The 19,058-nt window shown below is 74.1% G+C and carries 18 protein-coding genes and 1 riboswitch; of the genes, 6 read left to right on the top strand and 12 right to left on the bottom strand.

The window, feature by feature from the left end:
* Positions 1–60 precede the first annotated feature (60 nt).
* The gene (locus AMK31_RS24055) at positions 61–1,164 is read left to right on the top strand and encodes a glycerophosphodiester phosphodiesterase family protein (protein WP_073942689.1); all 1,104 of its coding nucleotides are present in this window, start codon (positions 61–63) and stop codon (positions 1,162–1,164) included.
* A gap of 238 nt (positions 1,165–1,402) precedes the next feature.
* On the opposite strand, the gene AMK31_RS24050 is transcribed toward AMK31_RS24055, so the two are convergent.
* A complete protein-coding gene (locus AMK31_RS24050; RefSeq protein ID WP_073942688.1) occupies positions 1,403–1,897 on the bottom strand; it encodes a PaaI family thioesterase in 495 nt (164 codons plus the stop codon).
* Positions 1,898–2,013: 116 nt separating this feature from the next.
* Between AMK31_RS24050 and AMK31_RS24045 the strand changes: the two genes are divergently transcribed.
* From AMK31_RS24045 to AMK31_RS24025, 5 genes are all read left to right on the top strand, one after another.
* Entirely contained in the window at positions 2,014–2,481 is a 468-nt protein-coding gene (locus AMK31_RS24045; protein WP_073942687.1) for a winged helix-turn-helix transcriptional regulator, read from the top strand.
* A gap of 82 nt (positions 2,482–2,563) precedes the next feature.
* Positions 2,564–2,748, top strand: a riboswitch (cobalamin riboswitch).
* Between the two features lie 31 nt (positions 2,749–2,779).
* Entirely contained in the window at positions 2,780–3,487 is a 708-nt protein-coding gene (locus AMK31_RS24040; RefSeq protein ID WP_073942686.1) for an energy-coupling factor ABC transporter permease, read from the top strand.
* Positions 3,487–3,840, top strand: coding sequence for an energy-coupling factor ABC transporter substrate-binding protein (locus AMK31_RS24035; RefSeq protein ID WP_073942685.1), 354 nt, complete (start codon positions 3,487–3,489; stop codon positions 3,838–3,840). Before AMK31_RS24040 ends, AMK31_RS24035 begins: the two co-directional genes overlap by 1 nt.
* Before the next feature lie 6 nt (positions 3,841–3,846).
* Complete coding sequence (gene cbiQ / locus AMK31_RS24030) at positions 3,847–4,596, top strand: cobalt ECF transporter T component CbiQ (RefSeq protein WP_073942684.1); 750 nt, start codon at positions 3,847–3,849, stop codon at positions 4,594–4,596.
* Positions 4,593–5,447, top strand: coding sequence for an energy-coupling factor ABC transporter ATP-binding protein (locus AMK31_RS24025; protein ID WP_073942683.1), 855 nt, complete (start codon positions 4,593–4,595; stop codon positions 5,445–5,447). The genes cbiQ and AMK31_RS24025 overlap by 4 nt, the downstream gene beginning before the upstream one ends.
* A gap of 101 nt (positions 5,448–5,548) precedes the next feature.
* On the opposite strand, the gene AMK31_RS24020 is transcribed toward AMK31_RS24025, so the two are convergent.
* The 11 genes from AMK31_RS24020 to AMK31_RS23970 form a co-directional block, all read right to left on the bottom strand.
* Complete coding sequence (locus AMK31_RS24020; RefSeq protein WP_073942682.1) at positions 5,549–7,990, bottom strand: WD40/YVTN/BNR-like repeat-containing protein; 2,442 nt, start codon at positions 7,988–7,990, stop codon at positions 5,549–5,551.
* Between the two features lie 64 nt (positions 7,991–8,054).
* Positions 8,055–8,717 carry a hypothetical protein gene (locus tag AMK31_RS24015; RefSeq protein ID WP_143204253.1) on the bottom strand — a complete coding sequence of 221 codons (663 nt, stop codon included), beginning with the start codon at positions 8,715–8,717 and terminating at the stop codon, positions 8,055–8,057.
* Positions 8,718–8,760: 43 nt separating this feature from the next.
* Positions 8,761–8,985 carry a hypothetical protein gene (locus AMK31_RS24010; protein ID WP_073942680.1) on the bottom strand — a complete coding sequence of 75 codons (225 nt, stop codon included), beginning with the start codon at positions 8,983–8,985 and terminating at the stop codon, positions 8,761–8,763.
* Positions 8,986–9,111: 126 nt separating this feature from the next.
* The gene (locus AMK31_RS24005; RefSeq protein WP_073942679.1) at positions 9,112–11,001 is read right to left on the bottom strand and encodes an ATP-binding cassette domain-containing protein; all 1,890 of its coding nucleotides are present in this window, start codon (positions 10,999–11,001) and stop codon (positions 9,112–9,114) included.
* 215 nt (positions 11,002–11,216) lie between these two features.
* Complete coding sequence (locus tag AMK31_RS24000; protein ID WP_073942678.1) at positions 11,217–11,921, bottom strand: ABC transporter ATP-binding protein; 705 nt, start codon at positions 11,919–11,921, stop codon at positions 11,217–11,219.
* On the bottom strand, positions 11,914–12,834 hold the full coding sequence (locus tag AMK31_RS23995) for an ABC transporter ATP-binding protein (RefSeq protein ID WP_073942751.1): 921 nt from the start codon (positions 12,832–12,834) through the stop codon (positions 11,914–11,916). Before AMK31_RS23995 ends, AMK31_RS24000 begins: the two co-directional genes overlap by 8 nt.
* Positions 12,835–12,941: 107 nt before the next feature.
* Positions 12,942–13,853, bottom strand: coding sequence for an ABC transporter permease (locus AMK31_RS23990; protein ID WP_073942677.1), 912 nt, complete (start codon positions 13,851–13,853; stop codon positions 12,942–12,944).
* Positions 13,843–14,811 carry an ABC transporter permease gene (locus AMK31_RS23985; RefSeq protein ID WP_073942676.1) on the bottom strand — a complete coding sequence of 323 codons (969 nt, stop codon included), beginning with the start codon at positions 14,809–14,811 and terminating at the stop codon, positions 13,843–13,845. Before AMK31_RS23985 ends, AMK31_RS23990 begins: the two co-directional genes overlap by 11 nt.
* Before the next feature lie 20 nt (positions 14,812–14,831).
* Positions 14,832–16,418, bottom strand: a complete 1,587-nt coding sequence (locus AMK31_RS23980; RefSeq protein WP_073942675.1) for an ABC transporter substrate-binding protein — start codon at positions 16,416–16,418, stop codon at positions 14,832–14,834.
* A gap of 146 nt (positions 16,419–16,564) precedes the next feature.
* The gene (locus AMK31_RS23975) at positions 16,565–17,584 is read right to left on the bottom strand and encodes a hemolysin family protein (protein WP_073942674.1); all 1,020 of its coding nucleotides are present in this window, start codon (positions 17,582–17,584) and stop codon (positions 16,565–16,567) included.
* The gene (locus AMK31_RS23970) at positions 17,581–18,918 is read right to left on the bottom strand and encodes a hemolysin family protein (RefSeq protein ID WP_073942673.1); all 1,338 of its coding nucleotides are present in this window, start codon (positions 18,916–18,918) and stop codon (positions 17,581–17,583) included. Before AMK31_RS23970 ends, AMK31_RS23975 begins: the two co-directional genes overlap by 4 nt.
* Positions 18,919–19,058: the final 140 nt, after the last annotated feature.

Raw genomic sequence — 19,058 nt, 5'->3', positions numbered from 1 at the left:
GTTCGACCGGGGCCGAACTAGCGTCCCACGGCGTCCGTTCGACGAACGAGAGGGGTCTCGATGTCCGTCAGACACTTCCTTGCCTCCCTTGCCCTGGTGCCGGCCCTCGCCCTCCCCACGGCCGCGCACGCCACCCCGCACACCACCTCGCACGCCACCTCCGCGCACGGCCCCGGCGGCCTCCCGCACCCGGCGCGTTTCGACCTCCAGGCCCACCGCGGCGGCCTCGGCATGACCACCGAGAGCACTCTGGAGGGGTTCGCCAAGGCGCTGCGCCTCGGGGTCTCGACACTGGAGCTGGACACCCAGGTCACCAAGGACCGCAGGGTCGTGGTCACCCACGACCGGCAGGTCAGCGCGCAGAAGTGCCGGGACACGGGGCCGGTCGTGCTTGGCGATCCCCAGTACCCGTACGTCGGCAAGTTCATCAAGGATCTGACGCTCGCCCAGATCAGGACGATGGACTGCGGCTACCAGCAGTTGCCCGGTCACCCCGAGCAGGAGCGGATCGCGGGTGCCCGGATGGTGGAGCTGCGGGACGTGCTGGACCTGGTCAAGCGGTACAGGGCCCGGCAGGTCACGCTCAACGTCGAGACGAAGGTGGAGGCGGGCGCGCCCGAGCAGACCGCGCCGCGTGAGCTGTTCGTGCGGCGGGTGTTCGAGGAGATCCGCGCCTCGGGCATCGAGGACCAGGTCACCATCCAGTCCTTCGACTGGGGCGCGCTGAGGGCGATGCACCGGCTCGCCCCGGACTGGCCGCTGGTCGCCCTCACCAACTACGACTTCCTCCAGGTCGGCAAGCCCGGCGCCTCCCCCTGGCTGGGCGGGATCGACGCCGACGACTACGGCGGCGACTTCGTGCGGGCCGCCGCCACCGTCCCGGGGCTCCGGGCCCTCTCCCCCAATTACGGCTTCCCGCAGAACGGGAAGATCGGCGACCCGGGCTTCCGCTTCTACCCCGACCGCACGATGATCGCCGACGCCCATGCGCGCGGGCTGAAGGTGATCCCGTGGACCTGCGACGACCCGGCCACGGTCGCCGCGCTGATGGACCTGGGCGTGGACGGCGTCATCACCGACTACCCCGACCGGGTGCGGGCGTTGATGGCCGATCGCGGCATGCGGCTGCCCAAGCAGTACCACCCGCGGGGCCGGCACCGGTGAGGGGACGACGCGGGGCCCGCTCAGTCCAATCGGCGGCCCGGCGCCCGACGGCACCTGTCACCGGCGGACGCCGGCCACCAGGCACCGGCCACCACGCACCAAACACCGACCACCGGCCCTGGCCACCGGCCACCGGCCACCACGCACCAAACACCGACCACCGGCCCTGGCCACCGGCCACCAGCCCCAGCCCCAGCCCCCAGCCCCCAGCCCCCAGCCCCCAGCCCCCAGCGAATCCTCAGCCCCGCGGCACCGAAAAGATCATGCACGTACTCGTCGCATGAGCGAGCAGCCGGTCCTTCTCGTCAAGGAGACGGGCCTCGGCGAGTGCCGTGCGGCGGCCGGCGTTGAGGACGGTGCCGACGGCGCGGACGCGGCCGGTGTCGACGGTGACCGGGCGGAGGAACTTCACCGCGAGGTCGACCGAGGTGTAGCCCGTGCCCTGCGGCAGGGTGGACTGGACGGCGCAGCCGGCGGCCGAGTCGAGGAGGGTGGCGTAGACGCCGCCGTGCATGCTGCCGATGGGGTTGTAGTGCTCCTCGCCGGGCAGCAGGGAGAACACCGCGTGTCCGTGGTCGACCTCGTCGAGGGTGAAGCCGAGGGTGGCCGCGAGGGGTGCCGCGGGCAGGCGTCCGGCGACGACGTCGCGGAGGAAGTCCAGGCCCGTGCCCCGGCCGACGGCGGCTGCCGAGGTCGTGGGGTCCTCCCACTCGTACGTGCGTGACCGTCCCATGGTGTCGTTTCCTCCTCCGACTCCTGGCTTCACCCGATGAAGCCAGCCAGCCCGCCGAAGCTAGCCCGCGCGCGAGCTGACTGTCAATGACGAAGCCAGGAGCTACGATGAGGGGCATGGAGTGGCTGGAGATCAGCACGGAGAACTGCACGGTCCAGCGCGCCCTCGACGTGGTCGGCGAGAAGTGGACGCTGCTGATCCTGCGTGACGCGTTCAACGGGGTTCGCCGTTTCGACGCCTTCCGCCGCCATGTGGGCCTGTCCGAGGCGGTCCTCTCCGACCGGCTGCGCAAGCTGGTCGCGGCCGGGATCCTGGACACCGTCCCCTACCGGGAGGAGGGCAGCCGGACCCGGCACGAGTACCGGCTGACCCCCAAGGGCCGGGATCTTTGGCCCGTACTGATGGCGCTGCGGCAGTGGGGTGAGACACATCTCGCCGACCCCGACGGCCCGGTCCTGGACGTCTCGCACCGCGACTGCGGGACCCCCGTAAGGGTCGTCGTCGAGTGCTCCGGCGACCGCGCTCCGCTCGCTCCCACCGAGGTCACGGTCCGTCCCGGCCCCGCGGCCCGCCCGCGACCCTGAACTGCGCGCATGCTCGCGGGGCGTGCGCCGGTGTGCCGGTGGGCGCCCCCGGGCGCCGCTTGTCACCACCCCGAGCCGGGCATTACTGTCACCACGCCTTGGTGAACGGGAAATCCGGTGTGATGCCGGTGCGGCCCTCGCCACTGTGATCGGGAAGTCCGGCTCCAGCCCTCACGGGCAGCCACTGGGTCCTCCGGGACCCGGGAAGGCGGAGTTCGGGCGGTGGTACCCGTAAGCCAGGAGACCGGCCAAGGCGCGTCAACCATCCACGAGGTGCTGGAGAGGGTCTGTTCGAGCCATGCACATAGCCGAGGGTTTTCTGCCTCCGGCGCACGCGGTCGCCTGGGGCGTCGCGTCCGCCCCGTTCGTCGTCCACAGCGTCCGACGACTCACCCGTGAAGTCCGGGAACACCCCGAGAGCACCCTGCTGCTCGGCGCGTCCGGAGCCTTCACCTTCGTCCTGTCCGCGCTCAAGCTGCCGTCGGTGACGGGCAGTTGCTCCCACCCGACCGGCACCGGTCTGGGCGCCGTCCTGTTCCGCCCGCCGATCATGGCGGTGCTGGGCACCATCACCCTGCTCTTCCAGGCCCTGCTGCTCGCCCACGGCGGTCTGACCACCCTCGGCGCCAACGTGTTCTCGATGGCAATCGTCGGCCCCTGGGCCGGGTACGGCGTCTACGCGCTGCTGCGCCGGTACGACGTGCCGCTGATGGTCTCCGTGTTCTTCGGCGCGTTCGTCGCCGACCTGTCCACGTACTGCGTCACCAGCGTCCAGCTGGCCCTCGCCTTCCCCGACCCGAGCAGCGGGTTCCTCGGCGCGCTCGGCAAGTTCGGCGCCATCTTCGCCGTCACCCAGATCCCGCTCGCCGTGAGCGAGGGCCTGCTCACGGTGCTCGTGATGCGGCTGCTGGTGCAGTCCAGCAAGGGCGAACTGACCCGGCTCGGCGTGCTGGTGGCCGGCAAGCGGGCCGAGAAGACGAAGACCGGTTCCGAGGCGGTGGCGTGATGAAGAAGAGCACGAGGATCAATCTGCTGCTGCTGCTCGCCGTGGCGGCGCTGGCCGTCCTGCCGCTCGTCCTCGGCCTCGGCGACCACAAGGAGGAGCCGTTCACCGGCGCCGACAGCGAGGCGGAGACGGCGATCACCGAGCTGGACCCGGACTACGAGCCCTGGTTCTCGCCCCTGTACGAGCCGCCGTCCGGGGAGATCGAGTCGGCGCTGTTCTCCCTCCAGGCGGCGATCGGCGCGGGCGTCCTCGCCTACTACTTCGGGCTGCGGCGCGGACGCCGGCAGGGCGAACAGCGCGCCCTGGCACGGCAGGACGCCGCCCCGGGCGGTACCGGCGAGCCCGGCGTCTGAGCGCCCGTGCTGCCGATCGACGCGGCGGCGCACAGCAGTCGCTGGCGCCGCCGTCATCCCGTGGACAAGGCCGTGCTCGGGCTCGGTCTCACCGTGCTCGCGATCGCGTTGCCGCCCTGGCCGGGCGCGGCGCTGGTGCTGCTGGCGGCGCTGGTGGTGCTGCTCGGCCCGGCGGGCGTGCCCGGGCGCCGGCTGTGGCGGGCGTACCGGGTGCCGCTCGGGTTCTGCGTGAGCGGCGCGGCCACGCTGCTGGTGCAGGTGGGCGGGCCCGGAGGGTTCGTGGCGCTCGCCCCCGCCGGCCCGGCCCGCGCCGGGGAGCTGCTGCTGCGCACCTCGGCCGCCTCGCTGGGGGTGCTGCTGTTCGCCTTCACCACGCCGATGTCCGACCTGCTGCCGCGGCTGGTGCGGGCGGGAGTGCCCGCGCCGGTCGTGGACGTCGCCCTGGTGACGTACCGGATGAGCTTCCTGCTGCTGGAGTCGGTGCGGCTGATCCGGGACGCGCAGGCCGCCCGGCTCGGCCACACCACGCGGGCCGCGACGTGGCGTTCACTGGCCGGGCTCGGCGCCACCGCGTTCGTGCGGGCCTTCGACCGGGCGGCGCGCCTCCAGGCGGGGCTCGCAGGGCGCGGCTACGACGGCACCCTGCGCGTGCTGGTTCCCGAGGCCCGGGTCTCCGCCCGGTTCACGGGCGCCAGCTGCGCCCTGCTCGCGGCGCTGGCCGCGCTCACCTTCGTACTGGAAAGGCCGCTGACATGAGCGAGGCCCCCGCCCTGGTCGCCCTGCGGGGCGTGTCCTTCGCGTACGAGGACGGCCCGGCCGTGCTCAGCGCGCTCGACTTCGAGGTGCGCGAGGGGCGGGCGCTGGCGCTGCTCGGCCGCAACGGCAGCGGGAAGACGACGCTGATGCGGCTGCTCAGCGGCGGGCTGCGGCCGCGCGAGGGGCGGCTGACGGTCGAGGGCGAGCCGGTGGGCTACGACCGCAAGGGGCTGACGCGGCTGCGGACGACCGTCCAGCTCGTGGTGCAGGACCCGGACGACCAGCTGTTCGCCGCGTCCGTCGCTCAGGACGTGTCGTTCGGGCCGCTGAACCTGGGGCTGCCGGACGCCCAGGTGCGGTCCCGGGTCGACGAGGCGCTGGCCGCCCTGGACATCACCGCGCTGGCCGACCGGCCCACCCATCTGCTGTCGTACGGGCAGCGCAAGCGGACCGCGATCGCGGGCGCGGTCGCCATGCGGCCGCGGGTGCTGATCCTCGACGAGCCGACGGCCGGACTCGACCCGGACGGCCAGGAGCGGCTGCTGGCCACGCTCGGCGGGCTGCGGGCGGGCGGTACGACGGTGGTGATGGCCACCCACGACGTGGACCTGGCGCTGCGCTGGGCCGACGACGCGGCCCTGCTCACCCCGGCGGGTGTGCGGACCGGTCCGGCGTCCGAGCTGCTGGCCCGCACCGACCTGCTGCGGCAGGCGGGCCTGCGGCTGCCGTGGGGGGTGGCGGCGGCCCGGCTGCTGAGCGCGCAGGGCCTGCTGCCCGACCCGGCGGACGGCCCGCGCACCGCGGAGGAGCTGGCGGCGCTCGTCCCGGCGCGGACAGCGGGCGACGACTGAGACCCGGCGCCGCCCCCGCCCGCGGGTGCCGTCCATACGGGGCATCGGCTGGGCCCCGGCGGCCCGGCAGCGGCAGCGGCATCGGCAGCGGCGGTGTCGGCTCAGGGCACGCCGGACAGGTCGATGCGGAACATGCCGCGGCCGTGGGTGACGCAGACGAGGGTCTCGTCCATCCAGAACAGGTCGTCCACCGAGCAGTTGGTCGGGCCCTCGTTCGTCGGGGACCAGGTGGCGCCCTCGTCCTCGCTGGCGAACAGGCCGACCTCGGTGCCGCAGTAGAGCAGGCGCGGCCGCCGTGGATGCAGGACGAGGGCCCGGACCGGCACGGCGGGCAGGGTCGCCGCCAGGTCGGTCCACTCGACGCCGCCGTCCCGGGTCACCCACAGGTTGCCGGTCTCGTACCCGCCGAACGCGGCGTACACGATGTCGGTGTCGTCGGGGTGGGCGGTCAGGGAGGTGCAGTACCGGCGCGGCTCCAGGCGGCGGGCGCCGGTCACGCCGACGCGGTCCCAGGCGGGGGTGGCGGCCGTGCCCTCGGTGGTGCGGAAGACCAGGCCGTCGGTGTGGCCGGCCCAGATCACGTCGGAGTCGCCCGGGGCCACCGCGAGGGCGCTGATGGGCGAGCCCGCGCTGGGTTTGATCGACCGCCAGCTCGGCCCCGACGTCGTCGTGTTGCGTTTCTTCGCGTCGTCCGTCACCCACAGGGAACGGCCGCCGGCCAGCAGCCGCTCGGGGTTGTTCGGGTCCAGCACGAACGGGGCGATGAACAGCGCCTGCTGGTTCTTGGCGTCCGGGATGCGGAAGGGCACCGGCTTCCAGTCCCACTCCCCCGTGACCGGGTTGAGGAACTGTCCGCTGATGTAGCGGTCGCCGCGGGTGTCGTCGGTGGTGCCGCCGTCGGTGTTGCGGTGGATGTTCAGGAAGACGTACTCGCCGTAGAAGACCTTCTCGTCGCCGGGGTCGGCGGCGCACCAGCCGCCGTCGCCGCCGAAGATCTCCCGCCAGTCCTCCGTGCCCCGGGCGGGGTCGAAGCAGAGGGTGCCGTTGTCCTGTGCCCCGCCGATGATCTTCCCGGTGGTGGTGCCGGCCGCGCCGGCGTAGAACTGGGTGGCGCCGTAGTTGTTGACCAGCTCGGTCCAGCCGTGCACGAACGGCGGTTGCGCCTCGGTGCCCACCTGGGCCAGGTCGGTGGCCTTGAACACACCGCCGTCGTTGCCGAAGAACACCGTCCGGTTGGTGACTCCGTCGTAGCCGGGGTGGGAGACGACGGCGTGCTGGTCGGCGTGGACCGAGCCGCGGTCCCACCAGGTGCTGATCTCGGCGAGCCGGTCGCCGCCGTCGGTGCTGCGCCACAGGTCGACACCGCCGGCCACCAGCAGGTCGGCGTCGGTGGGGTCCCCGGCCCAGAGCACGTTGTCGTACCAGCCCTGCTTGGCGAGGTAGGCGGCGGCGCGGCCCTGCGGGTCGAGGGTCTTGCGCGGCTCGTACGTCTCGCCGCCGTCCGTCGACCGCCAGATCTCGCCGCTGGTCATCTCCACGGACGCGTACACGACGTCCGAGTCGGCGGCCGCGTAGGCCAGTTCCACCCGGCCCGACCACGGGCCGCGGCCCGCCGCCGCCCAGGTGCGGCCGCCGTCCCGGCTGAACCACGCCTCGCCGTCCCGCATCGACCCGGCGACGGCCCTGTCGTCGTCGGCGGGGTCGAACTTCACGTCCGCGACGGGAATCCCCGTCAGCACCGGCGTCCAGGTGGCGCGTCCGGGGTCGGCGCAGCGGAAGACCCCGCTGTTCGTGGCGACCAGCAGCACCTCGCCGGTCGACGACACGGCGATCCTGCTGACGAAGGCGAAGTCGGGGGTCCGGGTGGCGGGCAGCGGCGTCCAGGTGACGGTGTCGGTGGTGGCGAACAGGCCGTTGCCGCGCAGGGCGTCGCCGTTGGAGAAGCCCTCGCCGGTGCCGACGTAGAGGGTGGCGGGGCGGGCGGGGTCCATGGCGATGCAGGCGCACGCCAGGTTGCCGAGGAAGTCGTCGACGGGCTGCCACTCCCCGCCGCCGTCCTCGGTGTGCCAGACGCCGCCGCCCGCGCTCGCCGCCCACATGCGCTCGGGGTCGTCCGGGTCGATGACGATGCCGCGGGTGCGTCCGCCGATGTTGCCGGGGCCCAGCCACTCCCAGGCGGCCAGGGACATGCCGGCCGTGGGTGAGGGGCCCGCTCTGCCCCGCGCTTCGGCGCGGCTCGTCGGCACTCCGGCGGTGACCGGGGCGGGCCGGGCGACCGCGAGCGAGGCCCACAGCTGTTCCAGGGCGCTGCCGAGGGCGTGCACGGGCACCCGTCCGTCGTCGCCGCGTTCCTGTTCCATCCGGAACATGCCGCGGGCGGTGGGCATGTCCGGGTAGTCCAGGCGGCGCAGCGCGTAGTGCACGGACGCCTCGGAGAGCCCTTCGAGGGTCTCGTTGGTGGCGCCTCGGAGCTCGCGCAGCAGGACGACCTGTTCGACGCTGATGTGCTTGGCTCGGGCGAGTTCTTCGTCGGAGACGGTCATGGTGGCTCCTCGGGGGACTCGGTGACTCGGGGGGGCGGGGTTACGGCTGCGGGGCCGGCGGCGGTCACGGGCGGAGCGGGGGTGCGCGCGGCGGGGGTGCCTCGTCCAGCACGACCTCCCACACGGGCGTATCGGCGGGCGGTCTGGTGCCCCGCAGCACCACGGCGACGCCGCTCGGGTCGGGGCGTACGGCCAGCTCGACGGTGAGGTCGCCGACCCGGACGGCGCTCGGCGGCCCCTCCCCCGTCTCCGGGGCCGGGGGCGGTTCGGGCAGCGGGGTCACCGACGGGGGGCCGCGCAGGTCGACGCGTACGGCTCCGCGTGCCTCGTGCGTGGCGGCGGCGACCCGGTCCGGGCCGGGTGCGGCGCCGCCCCGGTAGCCGGAGCGCGCGGTCCAGCGCAGGACGACCTGGTCGTGCCCGGGCTCGGCGTCCAGGGTGAACGCGTCGGTGTCGTGCAGGGCAGGGCGCGCCCACGGCGGCAGGGCGAGCGGCTCGGACGCCCACCGCTGGACGCCGTCGTCGGCGTCGAGCAGCACGACCACGAGCGGTTCGCCCGGCTCGCCGGGCGCGTCGATCCGCACGGCGACGACCGTCCCGGCCACGAGGGCGCAGGGCCGCAGCCCTCGCCCGGCGCGCCAGGCCACCCGCCCGGTCCTCGGATCGAGCGCGACGAGTGTGCCCCGCCGGTCGTGCACCACGGCCCGCGCCCCCTGCGCGTCGGCCACGCCACGCGGGAACTCCCCGGTCACCACAGGCCGTTCCGGCGCCCTACCCGCCGTGTTGCGGGCGGACCTTCCAGAAGTGCCGCAGCGCCGAGCGGACGCCTTCGACGAGCGCGTCGAGAACGAACCAGGTGGCGAGGAACGCCACCGCCTCCAGCGCGAAGTTCCCGAACTTGTAGAACAGGGCGGCGATCACGAACGAGACGGCGAACACGGGCGCCTGGCGGGCCGCCAGGTCCATGCCGCTGATGGTGCGGATGAGCTGGAACATGTCGTCCCCACGGGAGACCTGAGACCTTTCACCGCCCGTCGGGGCCCGACCGGGCGTGGCTCCCCTTCTCATGGTGCTCCCGCGGGGACGCGTCCGCATCTCACGGGGACCGGTGGCGGGTGCGCGTCACCGGTCCTTGGCGAGGGCGACGAGTTCGGCGAAGAGGCCGCCCGCGTGGACCAGGTCGTCGTAGTGTCCGTGCTCGACGACGCGGCCGTCGCGCAGCACGACGATCCGGTCGGCGAGGCGGGTGTTCTCCAGCTGGTGGGTGACGACGACGGTCATCCGCTGCGCGGCGATGCGCTTGATCTCGAGGAAGATCCGGTGCTCGCCGCGCGGGTCCATCTGCGAGGTGGGCTCGTCGAGGATGAGCAGGGGGGTGCGGCGGTACAGGGCGCGGGCGCACACCAGGCGCTGCCACTGGCCGCCGGACAGCTCGACGCCGCCGAAGAGTTCACGGGCGAGCAGGGTGTCGAGCTGCCGGGGCAGCCGTTCGACGGCGTCGCGCATGCCGACCGCGTCGACGGCGTCCCAGACGGGCCCGTCGTCGTAGGTGCGGGGCTGGCCGAGGGTGACGTTCTCGCGGGCCCGCAGCGGCCAGCAGGCGAAGTTCTGCGGGACGAGCGCGGTGCGCCGCCACACGGCGTCCGGCCGCACCCGCGCCAGGTCGACGCCGTCCCACAGGACGCGGCCCTTGTCGGGCAGGAGGATGCCGGTGAGGAGTTTGGTGAGGGTGGACTTGCCGGAGCCGTTCTCGCCGACGACGGCGACGATCTCGCCGCGGCGCAGGGTGAGGGAGATGCCGTCGACGGCGGGCTCCTCCTTGCCGGGGTAGCGCAGGACGACCTCGTCGAGCCGGATCTCGTCCACCCGTTCGGGGATGGTCGACTCACCTCGCTTGGGGGCCAGTTCGGCTGCCATGTCGAGGAAGGAGCGCATGTCGGCGAGGTAGAGGGAGGTGTGGAACATCGCCGCCCCGTGCTGGACGAGCTGGCCGAGCGCGGCAAGGGTGGTCTGCACGGCGACGACGGCGGTGGCGGCGACGGGCAGGGCGACCCGGCCGGTCGCGGCGAGCCAGGCGAGCGCGGCCCAGGTGACGAGCAGGAAGACCCCGCCGAGCGCGGAGGTGGCGAGGACGATGCGGAGCATGCGCGGGGCGGCGGTCAGGGTGCGCCGGTCGATGCGTTCGGACAGCGCGCGGTACCAGTGGACGAGGTAGCCGGTCATCCCGTTGGCGCGGACCTCGTCGCCGTGCCGCGGGTTGGTGGCCCACCAGCGCATCATGCCGCGGACGTTGCGGTCGCCGACGTTGAGGTAGTGGGTGGCGTAGTCGACGCGGGCGGACAGCACCGCGCCGAGGCCGGCGGGCAGCACGGCGAGCAGCAGCAGCGGCAGCATCAGCCAGTGCAGGGCGCCGATGACGCCGGCCGCGGCGGTCATGCGGATGAGGGAGGCCATGAACCGCTGGGCGTCCCTGACCATGTAGGTGGTGCGGACGACGCCGACCTCGGCGGCCTCCTGCCGGTCGGCGAACCCGTCGACGCCGTACGCGGAGCTCTCGACCCGGCACACGGCGGACACCAGCGCGACGTCGGCCTCGGTGGTCAGGCGCGGGGTGATGCGGCCGTCGGCGTAGGCGGCGAGCGCGCTGCCGGCCCGGCCCGCCGCGGCGGCGGCCGCGACGATCACCAGGTCGGGCAGGGCGGCCTGGAGGCGTTCGGGCACCACGCCGGTGCCGAGGAGGTGGGTCATGGCCCGCGCGGTGAAGCCGAGGACGACGGCGGCGGCGACGCCGGTGAGGACCTGGCAGCCGAGCAGCAGCAGGACGGCGGAGCGGTCGACGGCCCAGGCCATGCGCGCGGTCTGGCCGAGCACGGACGGCAGCCGCCCGCACATCTTCCGGAAGCCGGCGTCCTCCAGCGGGTTCCTGCCCAACTGCCCCGAGTAGTCGATCGGGGCCGGCGGTGGAGGGGGCGGTGTGCCGGAGTTGTCTGTCGCGGTGTCGGAAACGGTCACCTGCGTCCCTCCTCGGGGTCGGCGCCGCACCTGGATGGTCCGGCGGTGCCCGGCTCAACGAGGCGGAGGGCGAATCGAACGCGCTCGATTCCGGACGACGCGCGGGCCCGTGTTCCCGGGGGCGCCGCGGCGCCGGGCGCGGTGCCGCACGGCCTCCGCGCGGACCGTGGGTGACCGAAACGCCGGTGCTCGTGGCGGGTGTGACCGGTGGGTTCTCAGCCCGGTGTGCGCTCCGCTCCCCCGGTCTTCGCGGGTGCGGGTGCGTCCGCGCGGAGGTCGTCCCAGTGGACCGTGCGGTCGCACCAGCGGCGCAGCAGGACGGGGTCGTGGCCGACGGCGAGCAGGCCGGCGCCGGTGGCGGCGCGGTACTCCTCGACGACCGCGACCAGGGCGGCGGTGGTGGAGGCGTCGAGCATCGCGGTCATCTCGTCGCACACCAGCCAGCGCGGGCGCAGCACCAGGGCGCGGGCCAGGCAGGCGCGTTGCAGCTGGCCGTCGCTGACCTCGTGCGGCCGTCTGGTCAGCAGGTCCGCGGTCAGGCCGACCGTGGCGGCGAGGCCGGCGACCCGCTCGGGTGCCTCGGCCCGCCCGCCGGTGGCGCGCAGGGGCTCGGCGATCAGGTCGGCGAGGGACAGCCGGGGGTCGGCGGAGAGCCGGGCCTGCTGGAAGACGACGCCGAAGGCGGTGCGCTGGGCGCGGGGCGCCCGGTGCCGCCACCGTCGTACGGGGGTGCCGTCGAGGACGACGGTCCCGGCGTCGGGGCGGTGCAGCAGGGCGGCGACCCGGGCGAGGGTGGACTTGCCGCAGCCGCTGGGGCCGAGCAGGCCGACGGCCTCGCCGGGGGCGACGGTCAGGGAGACGTCGCGGACCGCGGGGGCCTGCCGGTCGTATCCGGCGGTGATGTCGCGCAGTTCAAGCACGGAGGTCCTCGGGGACGTACGGGTGGTGGCAGGCGGCCGTGCCGGTGAGCGGCGGCAGCGTGGCGCACAGGTCGTCGGCCCGGTCGCAGCGGGCGGCGAAGGCGCAGCCGTCGGGGAGGGCGCCGAGTTCGGGGGGCATGCCGGGGATGGGGGTGAAGGCGCGGTCGGGCAGGGCGTCGAGCAGGCCGCGGCTGTAGGGGTGGCCGGGGCCGGGTGCGCCGAAGAAGGCGGCGGCCTCGGCGAGTTCGACGATGCGGCCCGCGTACATCACCGCGACCCGGTCGGCGACGCGTTCGGCGGCGGCCAGGTCGTGGGTGATCATCAGCAGGGCCCGGCCGGCGCCGGCCCCGGTGTCGAGGTGCCGCCGCAGTTCGTCGACCGTGCGGTCGACGAGGTCGCGGTCGAGGCCGGTGGTCGGCTCGTCGGCCAGCAGCAGCGGGGCGTCCCCGACGAGGGCGAGGGCGGTGGCGGCGCGCTGGGCGAGACCGCCGGAGAGCTGGTGCGGGTACCGGTCGAGGTGGTCGGCGGGGAACGCGGCGCGCTCGGCGGCCCGCTCCGCGGCGGCGCGCAGCGCGTCCCGGCCGCGGACCGGGGCGAGCGCGGCGACGGTTTCCTCCAGCTGGGAGCGGATGGTGCGCACCGGGGTGAGGTGCGCGGCCGGGCTCTGCGGGACGAGGCCGACGAGGCGGCCCCGCACGGTGCGGGCCAGGGTCCGCTCGTCGGCGGCGAGCAGGTCGAGGTCGCCGAGCAGTGCCTGCCCGGCGGTCTGGGCGTTGCCGGGCAGCAGGCCGAGGAGGGCGGAGGCGAGCACGGACTTGCCGCAGCCGCTCTCGCCGATCAGCGCCAGGCATTCGCCGGCCGCGACGTCGAAGTGGGCGCCGCTGACGGCGGCGACCCGGCGTCCGCCGGGCATCAGGAACCGCACCGACAGTCCGCGCACCGACAGGACGGGCGGGCGGCCGGTCGCGGCACCGCCGCCCTCCCGGGCGGCAGCGAGTTCGTTCGGGGCCTGGTCCGCGTTCACAGCATCAGCTCCGATCGGCGGCGGGGATTGATCCGTTCGCGCCAGGCGCCGGCGAGCCCGGCGATGGCGAGGGTGGGCAGGATGATGAACAGGCCGGGGAACAGGGTGGGCCACCACTGTCCGGCGAGCAGGGAGCCGCGGGCGCCCCGGATGAGGGTGCCGAGGCTCGCGGTGTGGGTGGGCAGGCCCAGTCCGAGGAAGGACAGCGCGGACTCGTGCCACATGGCGTGCGGCACCATCAGCACGGCGGCGAGCGCGGCCTGCGGCAGCACCGCGGGCAGCAGATGGCGTACGGTCACCCGCCACCGGGTCGCTCCCCCGCTGACGGCGGCGTCGACGAACGGGCGGGAGCGCAGGGACAGCACCTCGGCGCGCACGATCCGGGCGGTGGACAGCCAGTGCGTGACGGCGACGGAGACGACCACCGGCCAGACGCCGGGCCGGAACATGGCGACGACGAAGATGCCGAGCAGCAGGTGCGGGACGGACGAGAGGGTGTCGACGACCCGCATGACGGCCCGGTCGGCCCAGCCGCCGAGCGCTCCGGCGAGGGCGCCCACGGCGGTACCGATCACGGTGGCCGTGAGGGCGGCCGCCAGACCCACGAGCAGCGACACGCGCAGCCCGTGGACGCAGCGCAGCAGCAGGTCGCGGCCGACGTCGTCGGTGCCGAAGGGGTGTGCGAGGGACGGGGGCAGGAGTTTGTCGGCCAGCTCGACGGCCTGCTGGTCGAGCCGGACCAGCGGCGGCACGAGCAGCACCGCGAGGACGGTCACGGCCAGCACGACGGCGGACACCCGGACCCGCAGGGCACGGGTGGCGCGGCGCCTGCCGCCGTACGACCGCCACGCGGGCTCGGCCGGGGACGGGGACTTCGGTCCGGCGGGCGCCGGGGCGTCACATGTCACTGAGCTTCACCCTCGGGTCGAACAGTCCGTAGAGCAGGTCGGCGAGCAGGTTGCCGACGAGGACGGCGGCGGTGGCCAGCGTGGTCAGGGCGGCCAGCAGCGGGAAGTCGACGGCCGTGGCCGCCTGGACGGTGGCCGCCGCGATGCCCGGCCAGCTGAAGACGCTCTCCACCAGCAGGGCGCCGGTGATGAGTTCGGGCACCCGGGAGCCGATCAGGGTGAGCACCGGCAGCAGGCCGGAGCGCAGGGCGTGGCCGAGCAGCACGGTGCGTTCGCCGAGGCCGCGGGCGCGGGCGCCGCGCACCGGGTCCTCCGCGAGGGCGTCGCCGACGCCTTGGCGGACGTACAGCGTGAACCACGGGAGCTGGGAGACGGCGAGGACCCCGGCGGGCAGCACCAGGTGGCTCGTGACCTGCCCGAGGGTGACGTGTTCGCTGGCCGCGTCGGTGAGGCCGCCGGCCGGGAGGAGGTTCCACTGGAGGGCGAACAGCCAGACGGCGAGCAGCGCGATCCAGAAGACCGGGGCGGCCTCCAGGACGTAGGCGAGCGAGGTGACGGCCCGGTCCAGGAAGGAGCCGGGGCGGCGGGCGGCGAGCACGCCGAGGACCGTGCCGAGCAGCACGGCGACGGCGAACGCGACCGCGCACAGCAGCGCGGACCACACCAGGCGTTCGCCGATGACCTGTGTCACCGGCTGGCGCAGCACGCTGGAGTGGCCGAGGTCGCCGGTGAGCGCGGACGTCAGCCAGTCCCACCAGCGGGCCGGGAACGGCTCGTCGACGCCGAGGTTGTCGCGGAGCCGGTCCAGGGTCTCCTGGTCGGCGCCGAGCGCGGCGCTGCCGGCGTAGGCCTTGACGGGGTCGAACGGGGAGGCGGCGGCGATCGCGAAGACGCCGAAGGTGACGGCCAGGAGGACGGGCCCCGCGTACAGGGCCCGTCGTCCGGCCAGTCGTGCCATCGCTCCCCAGGGGGGCGTGGTCATCGCTCGGGCTGCCAGTCCTCGATGTTCCACCAGGGGCCGCTGGCGAAGCCGTGCTCGTGCGGCTCCAGCTGGGTGGTCAGGCCGTCCCAGCGGTCGGCGAGGACGTACAGGTGGTCGATGTGGGTGAGGAAGGTGTAGCCGGGGTCCTTCACCAGGGCGCGCTGGAGCTTGTCATAGGCGGCCTCGCGTTCGGCGGGCACCCGGGTGCGGCGGGCGGTGTCGAGGGCGTCGTCGACGTCCTGGTTCCGGTAGCGGGCCATGTTGTTGAAGCCGTCGCCGGCGAGGGAGGAGTGCAGCAGGGTGTAGAGGCCGAAGTCGGGGTCGCCGACGCTGCCGAAGCCCGCGAGGACCGCGTCCTCGCCCATGCGCGGCTCGATGACCTCCCAGGTGGCGCTCTCCACGGCGACGTCGATGCCGGCCTTCTTCGCGTCGGAGGCGTAGGCGAGCGCGTGGTCCTGGCGGACCTTGTCGCCGGACGGGTACAGCAGGGTGAACGCGGCGCGGCGGCCGTCCTTGGCGCGGATGCCGTCGTCGCCGGTCTTCCAGCCGGCCTCGTCGAGGATCCTCTTCGCCTTGCCGAGGTCCCGGGTGCGCTCGATGCCGTCGGCGAAGGCGGGGTCGTCGACGGGCAGCGGCCCGTACGCCGGGCGGCCGGCGCCGTCGAGGATCTTGTCGACCATGGCCTCGCGGTCCACGGCGGCGTCGAGGGCCTGCCGGATCGCGCGGTCGCCGGTGACGGGGTTCCCGGTGGGCAGGGTCACGGCGCGGAAGTCGTAGGACCGCGCCTCGTAGGTGCGCTTGCCGTCCTCGCCCTCGAAGGTGGCGGCGAGGTTCGGCGGCAGGACGGCGCCGTCGAGGTCGCCGGAGCGCAGGCGGGTGGCGCGCACGTCGTCGTCGGCGACGATCGCCATGGTGAACGACTTCACCTCCGGCGCGGGGCCCCAGTAGTGCGGGTTGGCCTTGAAGGTGAGCTTCTCGCCCTTGCTCCACCGGGTGAGGACGTACGGTCCCGTGCCGACCGGCTCGGTGTTGAAGGACCCGGTGTTCGGGTCCTGCTTCCCGGCGATGTGCTCGGGGACGATGGGCAGGACCGTGCGGGCGGCGAACGGCGCGTACGGGTACTTCAGGGTGAAGACGACCTTGTCGTCGCCGCTCGCCCGGACGCTGTCGACGGCGTCCAGTTCGCTCTTGGCGGTGTTGTTGGTCTTCGCGTCGAGGACGGTCTCGTAGGTGTAGACGACGTCGGCGGCGGTCAGCGGCTCGCCGTCGCTGAACTTCACGCCGTCGCGCAGGGTGAAGGTGTAGGTGCGGCCGTCGTCGGCGATCTTCGGGAGGGCGGTGGCCAGGGCCGGCTTGAGTTTCAGGTCGGCGTCCCGGGCGAGCAGCCCGTCGAAGATCTTGGAGTTGCCGTCCTTGCCGTAGCCCAGCAGCGGGCTGAGCGTCTCCGGTTCGGTGGCGACGCCGATCACGACGGACTCGGCGGCCTTGCCGTCGCCCGCCGGGTCGCCGGGCGCCGAGCACGCGGCGACCCCGACGGTCAACGCCGCCGTGACGGCGGCACCTCGTATCCGACGGGCCGTCATGGACCTCACACCCCTACTGCCATCTCGTCGTTGTTGCATATCGATGGCAATTAAAGGTCACGAAGGCCCTCCGGCACCAGTCCGCCCCCGCCCCGACCAGCGGGAACACCCGATGATCAAGGGCGGGCGCGGGGGCTGGAGACGATCTAGACCGTGCGCGGGCGCAGGAAGCGGCTCAGCAGGTCGTCCAGGGTCACCAGGCCGGTGAGCCGGCCCGCGGGGTCGCGGACCACGGCGAGGGAGGCGCGGCGCCTGCGGAGCAGGTCGATCGCGTCGGCGACCGTGGCGTCCTCGGTCAGCTCGGGCACCGGGCGGGCCAGCGAGCGGGCGCTGGTGCTGCGGCCCCGGGCGCGGGCCACGAGGGCGTCGCGGGCGTGCACCGAGCCGAGCACGGCGCCGTCCTCGCGGACGAGGAGCCGGGTGCGGTCGCCGGCGGCGGCCAGCCGCAGGATCTCGTCGGCGTCGGCGGCCCCGTCGACGGAGGTGATCGCGGCGGCCGGCACCAGCAGGTCCCGTACCGGGGTCTCCGGCTCGGTCAGCGAGCGGGTCAGCAGCTCCGAGTCGGTGGCGCTGATCAGGCCGAGCCGTTCGGACTCGGTGACCAGGTGGGTGAGCTGTTCCCGGTTGTGCACGGAGGCCAGCTCGTCGCGCGGGCTGACCCGGCACAGCCGGAGCAGTCCGTTGCTGAGCGCGTTCAGCGCCCGGATCAGCGGCCGTACGGCCTTCACCACGGCCCGGAACGGCGGGGACAGCAGCATCGCCGAGCGTTCCGGGTGGGCGATCGCCCACGACTTGGGGGCCATCTCGCCGACCACCATGTGCAGGAACACCACGACGATCATGGCCACGGCGAACGCGACGCCGTAGCTGACCGCGCTCGGCAGGCCGAGCCGGTGCAGCAGCGGGTCGAGTTCGTGGGAGATCGCGGGCTTGGACACCGAGCCGAGGCCCAGGGTGCACACGGTGATGCCGAGCTGGGCGCCGGCCAGCATCAGCGACAGCTCGCGCATGCCGGCGAGCGCCGCCCCGGCGCCGTGCCGCCCCTCGGCCGCCGCCTTCTCCATGCGGTGCCGTTTGGCGGCGACCAGCGCGAACTCGGCCGCCACGAAGAAGCCGCTGCCGATCAGCAGCAGGACGGTGACGAAGAGCGCCGTCGGGAAACTCATGCCTGTTCCTCCGTGGCCGGGGCGAGCCGTTCGATCCGGACCCGCTCCGGGACGTGCCGGTCGAGGGTGCGTACGTCGATCACCGCGTCGCCGCCGTCGGGCAGTGCCACGGTGACCCGGTCGCCGATGGCCGGGAAGCGGCCCAGCCGGTCGACGACCAGGCCGGCCACGGTGTCGTAGTCGTCCTCCTCGGGCAGTGCGACGCCGGTCGCCTCGGCCACCTCGTCCAGGCGGCGTCCGGCGTCCACCAGCCAGCCGGCGCCGTCGGCGACGGCGACCCGGGTGACGGTGTCGGACTCGTCGGCGATGTCGCCGACCAGCTCCTCGGCGATGTCCTCGTAGGTGACGAGGCCGGCGACGCCGCCGTGCTCGTCGAGGACGACGGCGAACTCGTCGTCCCGCTCACGCATCCGCTCCACGGCGTCCGGCAGCGGCAGGGTGTCCGGCAGCAGCAGCGGCCGCCGGGCGAGAGCGCCCGCCGTGCTCCCGGCGAGCCGGCCGGCGGGCAGCGCCATCAGCTCGCGGACGCCGAGGACGCCCGCGACGTCGTCGGGGTGGTCGCCGAGGACGGGGTAGTTGGAGTGGCCGTACCTGCCGATGAGGCCGACGGCCTCGGCGGCGGTGGCGTCCTTGCGGACGAAGACGGCGTCGGCGCGCGGCACCATCACCTCGTCGAGGGTCCGCTCGGAGAACTCCAGGGCGTGGTCGAGCAGGTCGGCGGTGCCGCGCGGCAGGTGGCCCTGCTCGTGCGACTCGCCGATGAGGTGGCCCAGCTCCTCCAGGGTGGCGCCGTGGTGGAGCTCCTCGACGGGTTCGATGCCCGCCTTGCGCAGCAGCCGGTCCGCCGCCCCGTCGAAGATCCGCACCACCGGTCCGACGACCTTCAGGTAGCCGAGCGTCGAGGCGGCCAGCGTCTTCGCGAGGCGTTCCGGCACGGCGATGGCGAGGTTCTTCGGGGCCAGCTCGCCCAGCACCATCTGCACGGCCGTGGCCAGCACGAACGCGAGCACGACGGAGATGCCGGTGACGGCGCCGTCGGGGATGCCGACGCCGGTCAGCACGGGGCGCAGCAGCGCGGAGACGGACGGCTCGGCGATGAAGCCGACGACCAGTCCGGTGACGGTGATGCCGAGCTGGGCGCCGGAGAGCACGAAGGACAGGCGCTCCAGCACCTTCAGGGCGCGGGCGGCCCTGCGGTCCCCGGCCTCGGCGTCCCTCGCGAGGGCGAGCCGGTCGGCGGAGACGTAGGCGAACTCCTGGGCGACGAAGTAGCCGGTGCCCGCGGTCAGCACGAACACGGCCAGCACGCCCAGCCAGGCCTGAACGGCACTCATCGAACACCACCCCGCCGCGTGCCGTGCTCAGGAGGTTCCTGGCGGGATGGTCGGGGACTGTGCCCCGAGGGGTCCGTCGATCCGGCGGACAAGCAGTGACTCCTCATCTAGGTGGATATCCGGACAACGATTCTGTCCGG

Origin of the sequence: Streptomyces sp. TSRI0107 (genome assembly GCF_001905845.1) — a bacterium.
Lineage (GTDB): Bacteria > Actinomycetota > Actinomycetes > Streptomycetales > Streptomycetaceae > Streptomyces.
The sequence above is the reverse complement of the archived record's forward strand: the minus strand, read 5'-3'. Positions and strand labels throughout refer to the sequence as shown.

Excerpts from the sequence above, each read along its gene's own strand:
- AMK31_RS24055 (WP_073942689.1), top strand. The coding sequence starts at position 61 with ATGTCCGTCAGACACTTCCTTGCCTCCCTTGCCCTGGTGCCGGCCCTC.
- AMK31_RS24050 (WP_073942688.1), bottom strand. The coding sequence starts at position 1,897 with ATGGGACGGTCACGCACGTACGAGTGGGAGGACCCCACGACCTCGGCA.
- AMK31_RS24045 (WP_073942687.1), top strand. The coding sequence starts at position 2,014 with ATGGAGTGGCTGGAGATCAGCACGGAGAACTGCACGGTCCAGCGCGCC.
- AMK31_RS24040 (WP_073942686.1), top strand. The coding sequence starts at position 2,780 with ATGCACATAGCCGAGGGTTTTCTGCCTCCGGCGCACGCGGTCGCCTGG.
- AMK31_RS24035 (WP_073942685.1), top strand. The coding sequence starts at position 3,487 with ATGAAGAAGAGCACGAGGATCAATCTGCTGCTGCTGCTCGCCGTGGCG.
- AMK31_RS24025 (WP_073942683.1), top strand. The coding sequence starts at position 4,593 with ATGAGCGAGGCCCCCGCCCTGGTCGCCCTGCGGGGCGTGTCCTTCGCG.
- AMK31_RS24020 (WP_073942682.1), bottom strand. The coding sequence starts at position 7,990 with ATGACCGTCTCCGACGAAGAACTCGCCCGAGCCAAGCACATCAGCGTC.
- AMK31_RS24010 (WP_073942680.1), bottom strand. The coding sequence starts at position 8,985 with ATGTTCCAGCTCATCCGCACCATCAGCGGCATGGACCTGGCGGCCCGC.
- AMK31_RS23995 (WP_073942751.1), bottom strand. The coding sequence starts at position 12,834 with ATGCCCGGCGGACGCCGGGTCGCCGCCGTCAGCGGCGCCCACTTCGAC.
- AMK31_RS23985 (WP_073942676.1), bottom strand. The coding sequence starts at position 14,811 with ATGGCACGACTGGCCGGACGACGGGCCCTGTACGCGGGGCCCGTCCTC.
- AMK31_RS23980 (WP_073942675.1), bottom strand. The coding sequence starts at position 16,418 with ATGACGGCCCGTCGGATACGAGGTGCCGCCGTCACGGCGGCGTTGACC.
- AMK31_RS23975 (WP_073942674.1), bottom strand. The coding sequence starts at position 17,584 with ATGAGTTTCCCGACGGCGCTCTTCGTCACCGTCCTGCTGCTGATCGGC.
- AMK31_RS23970 (WP_073942673.1), bottom strand. The coding sequence starts at position 18,918 with ATGAGTGCCGTTCAGGCCTGGCTGGGCGTGCTGGCCGTGTTCGTGCTG.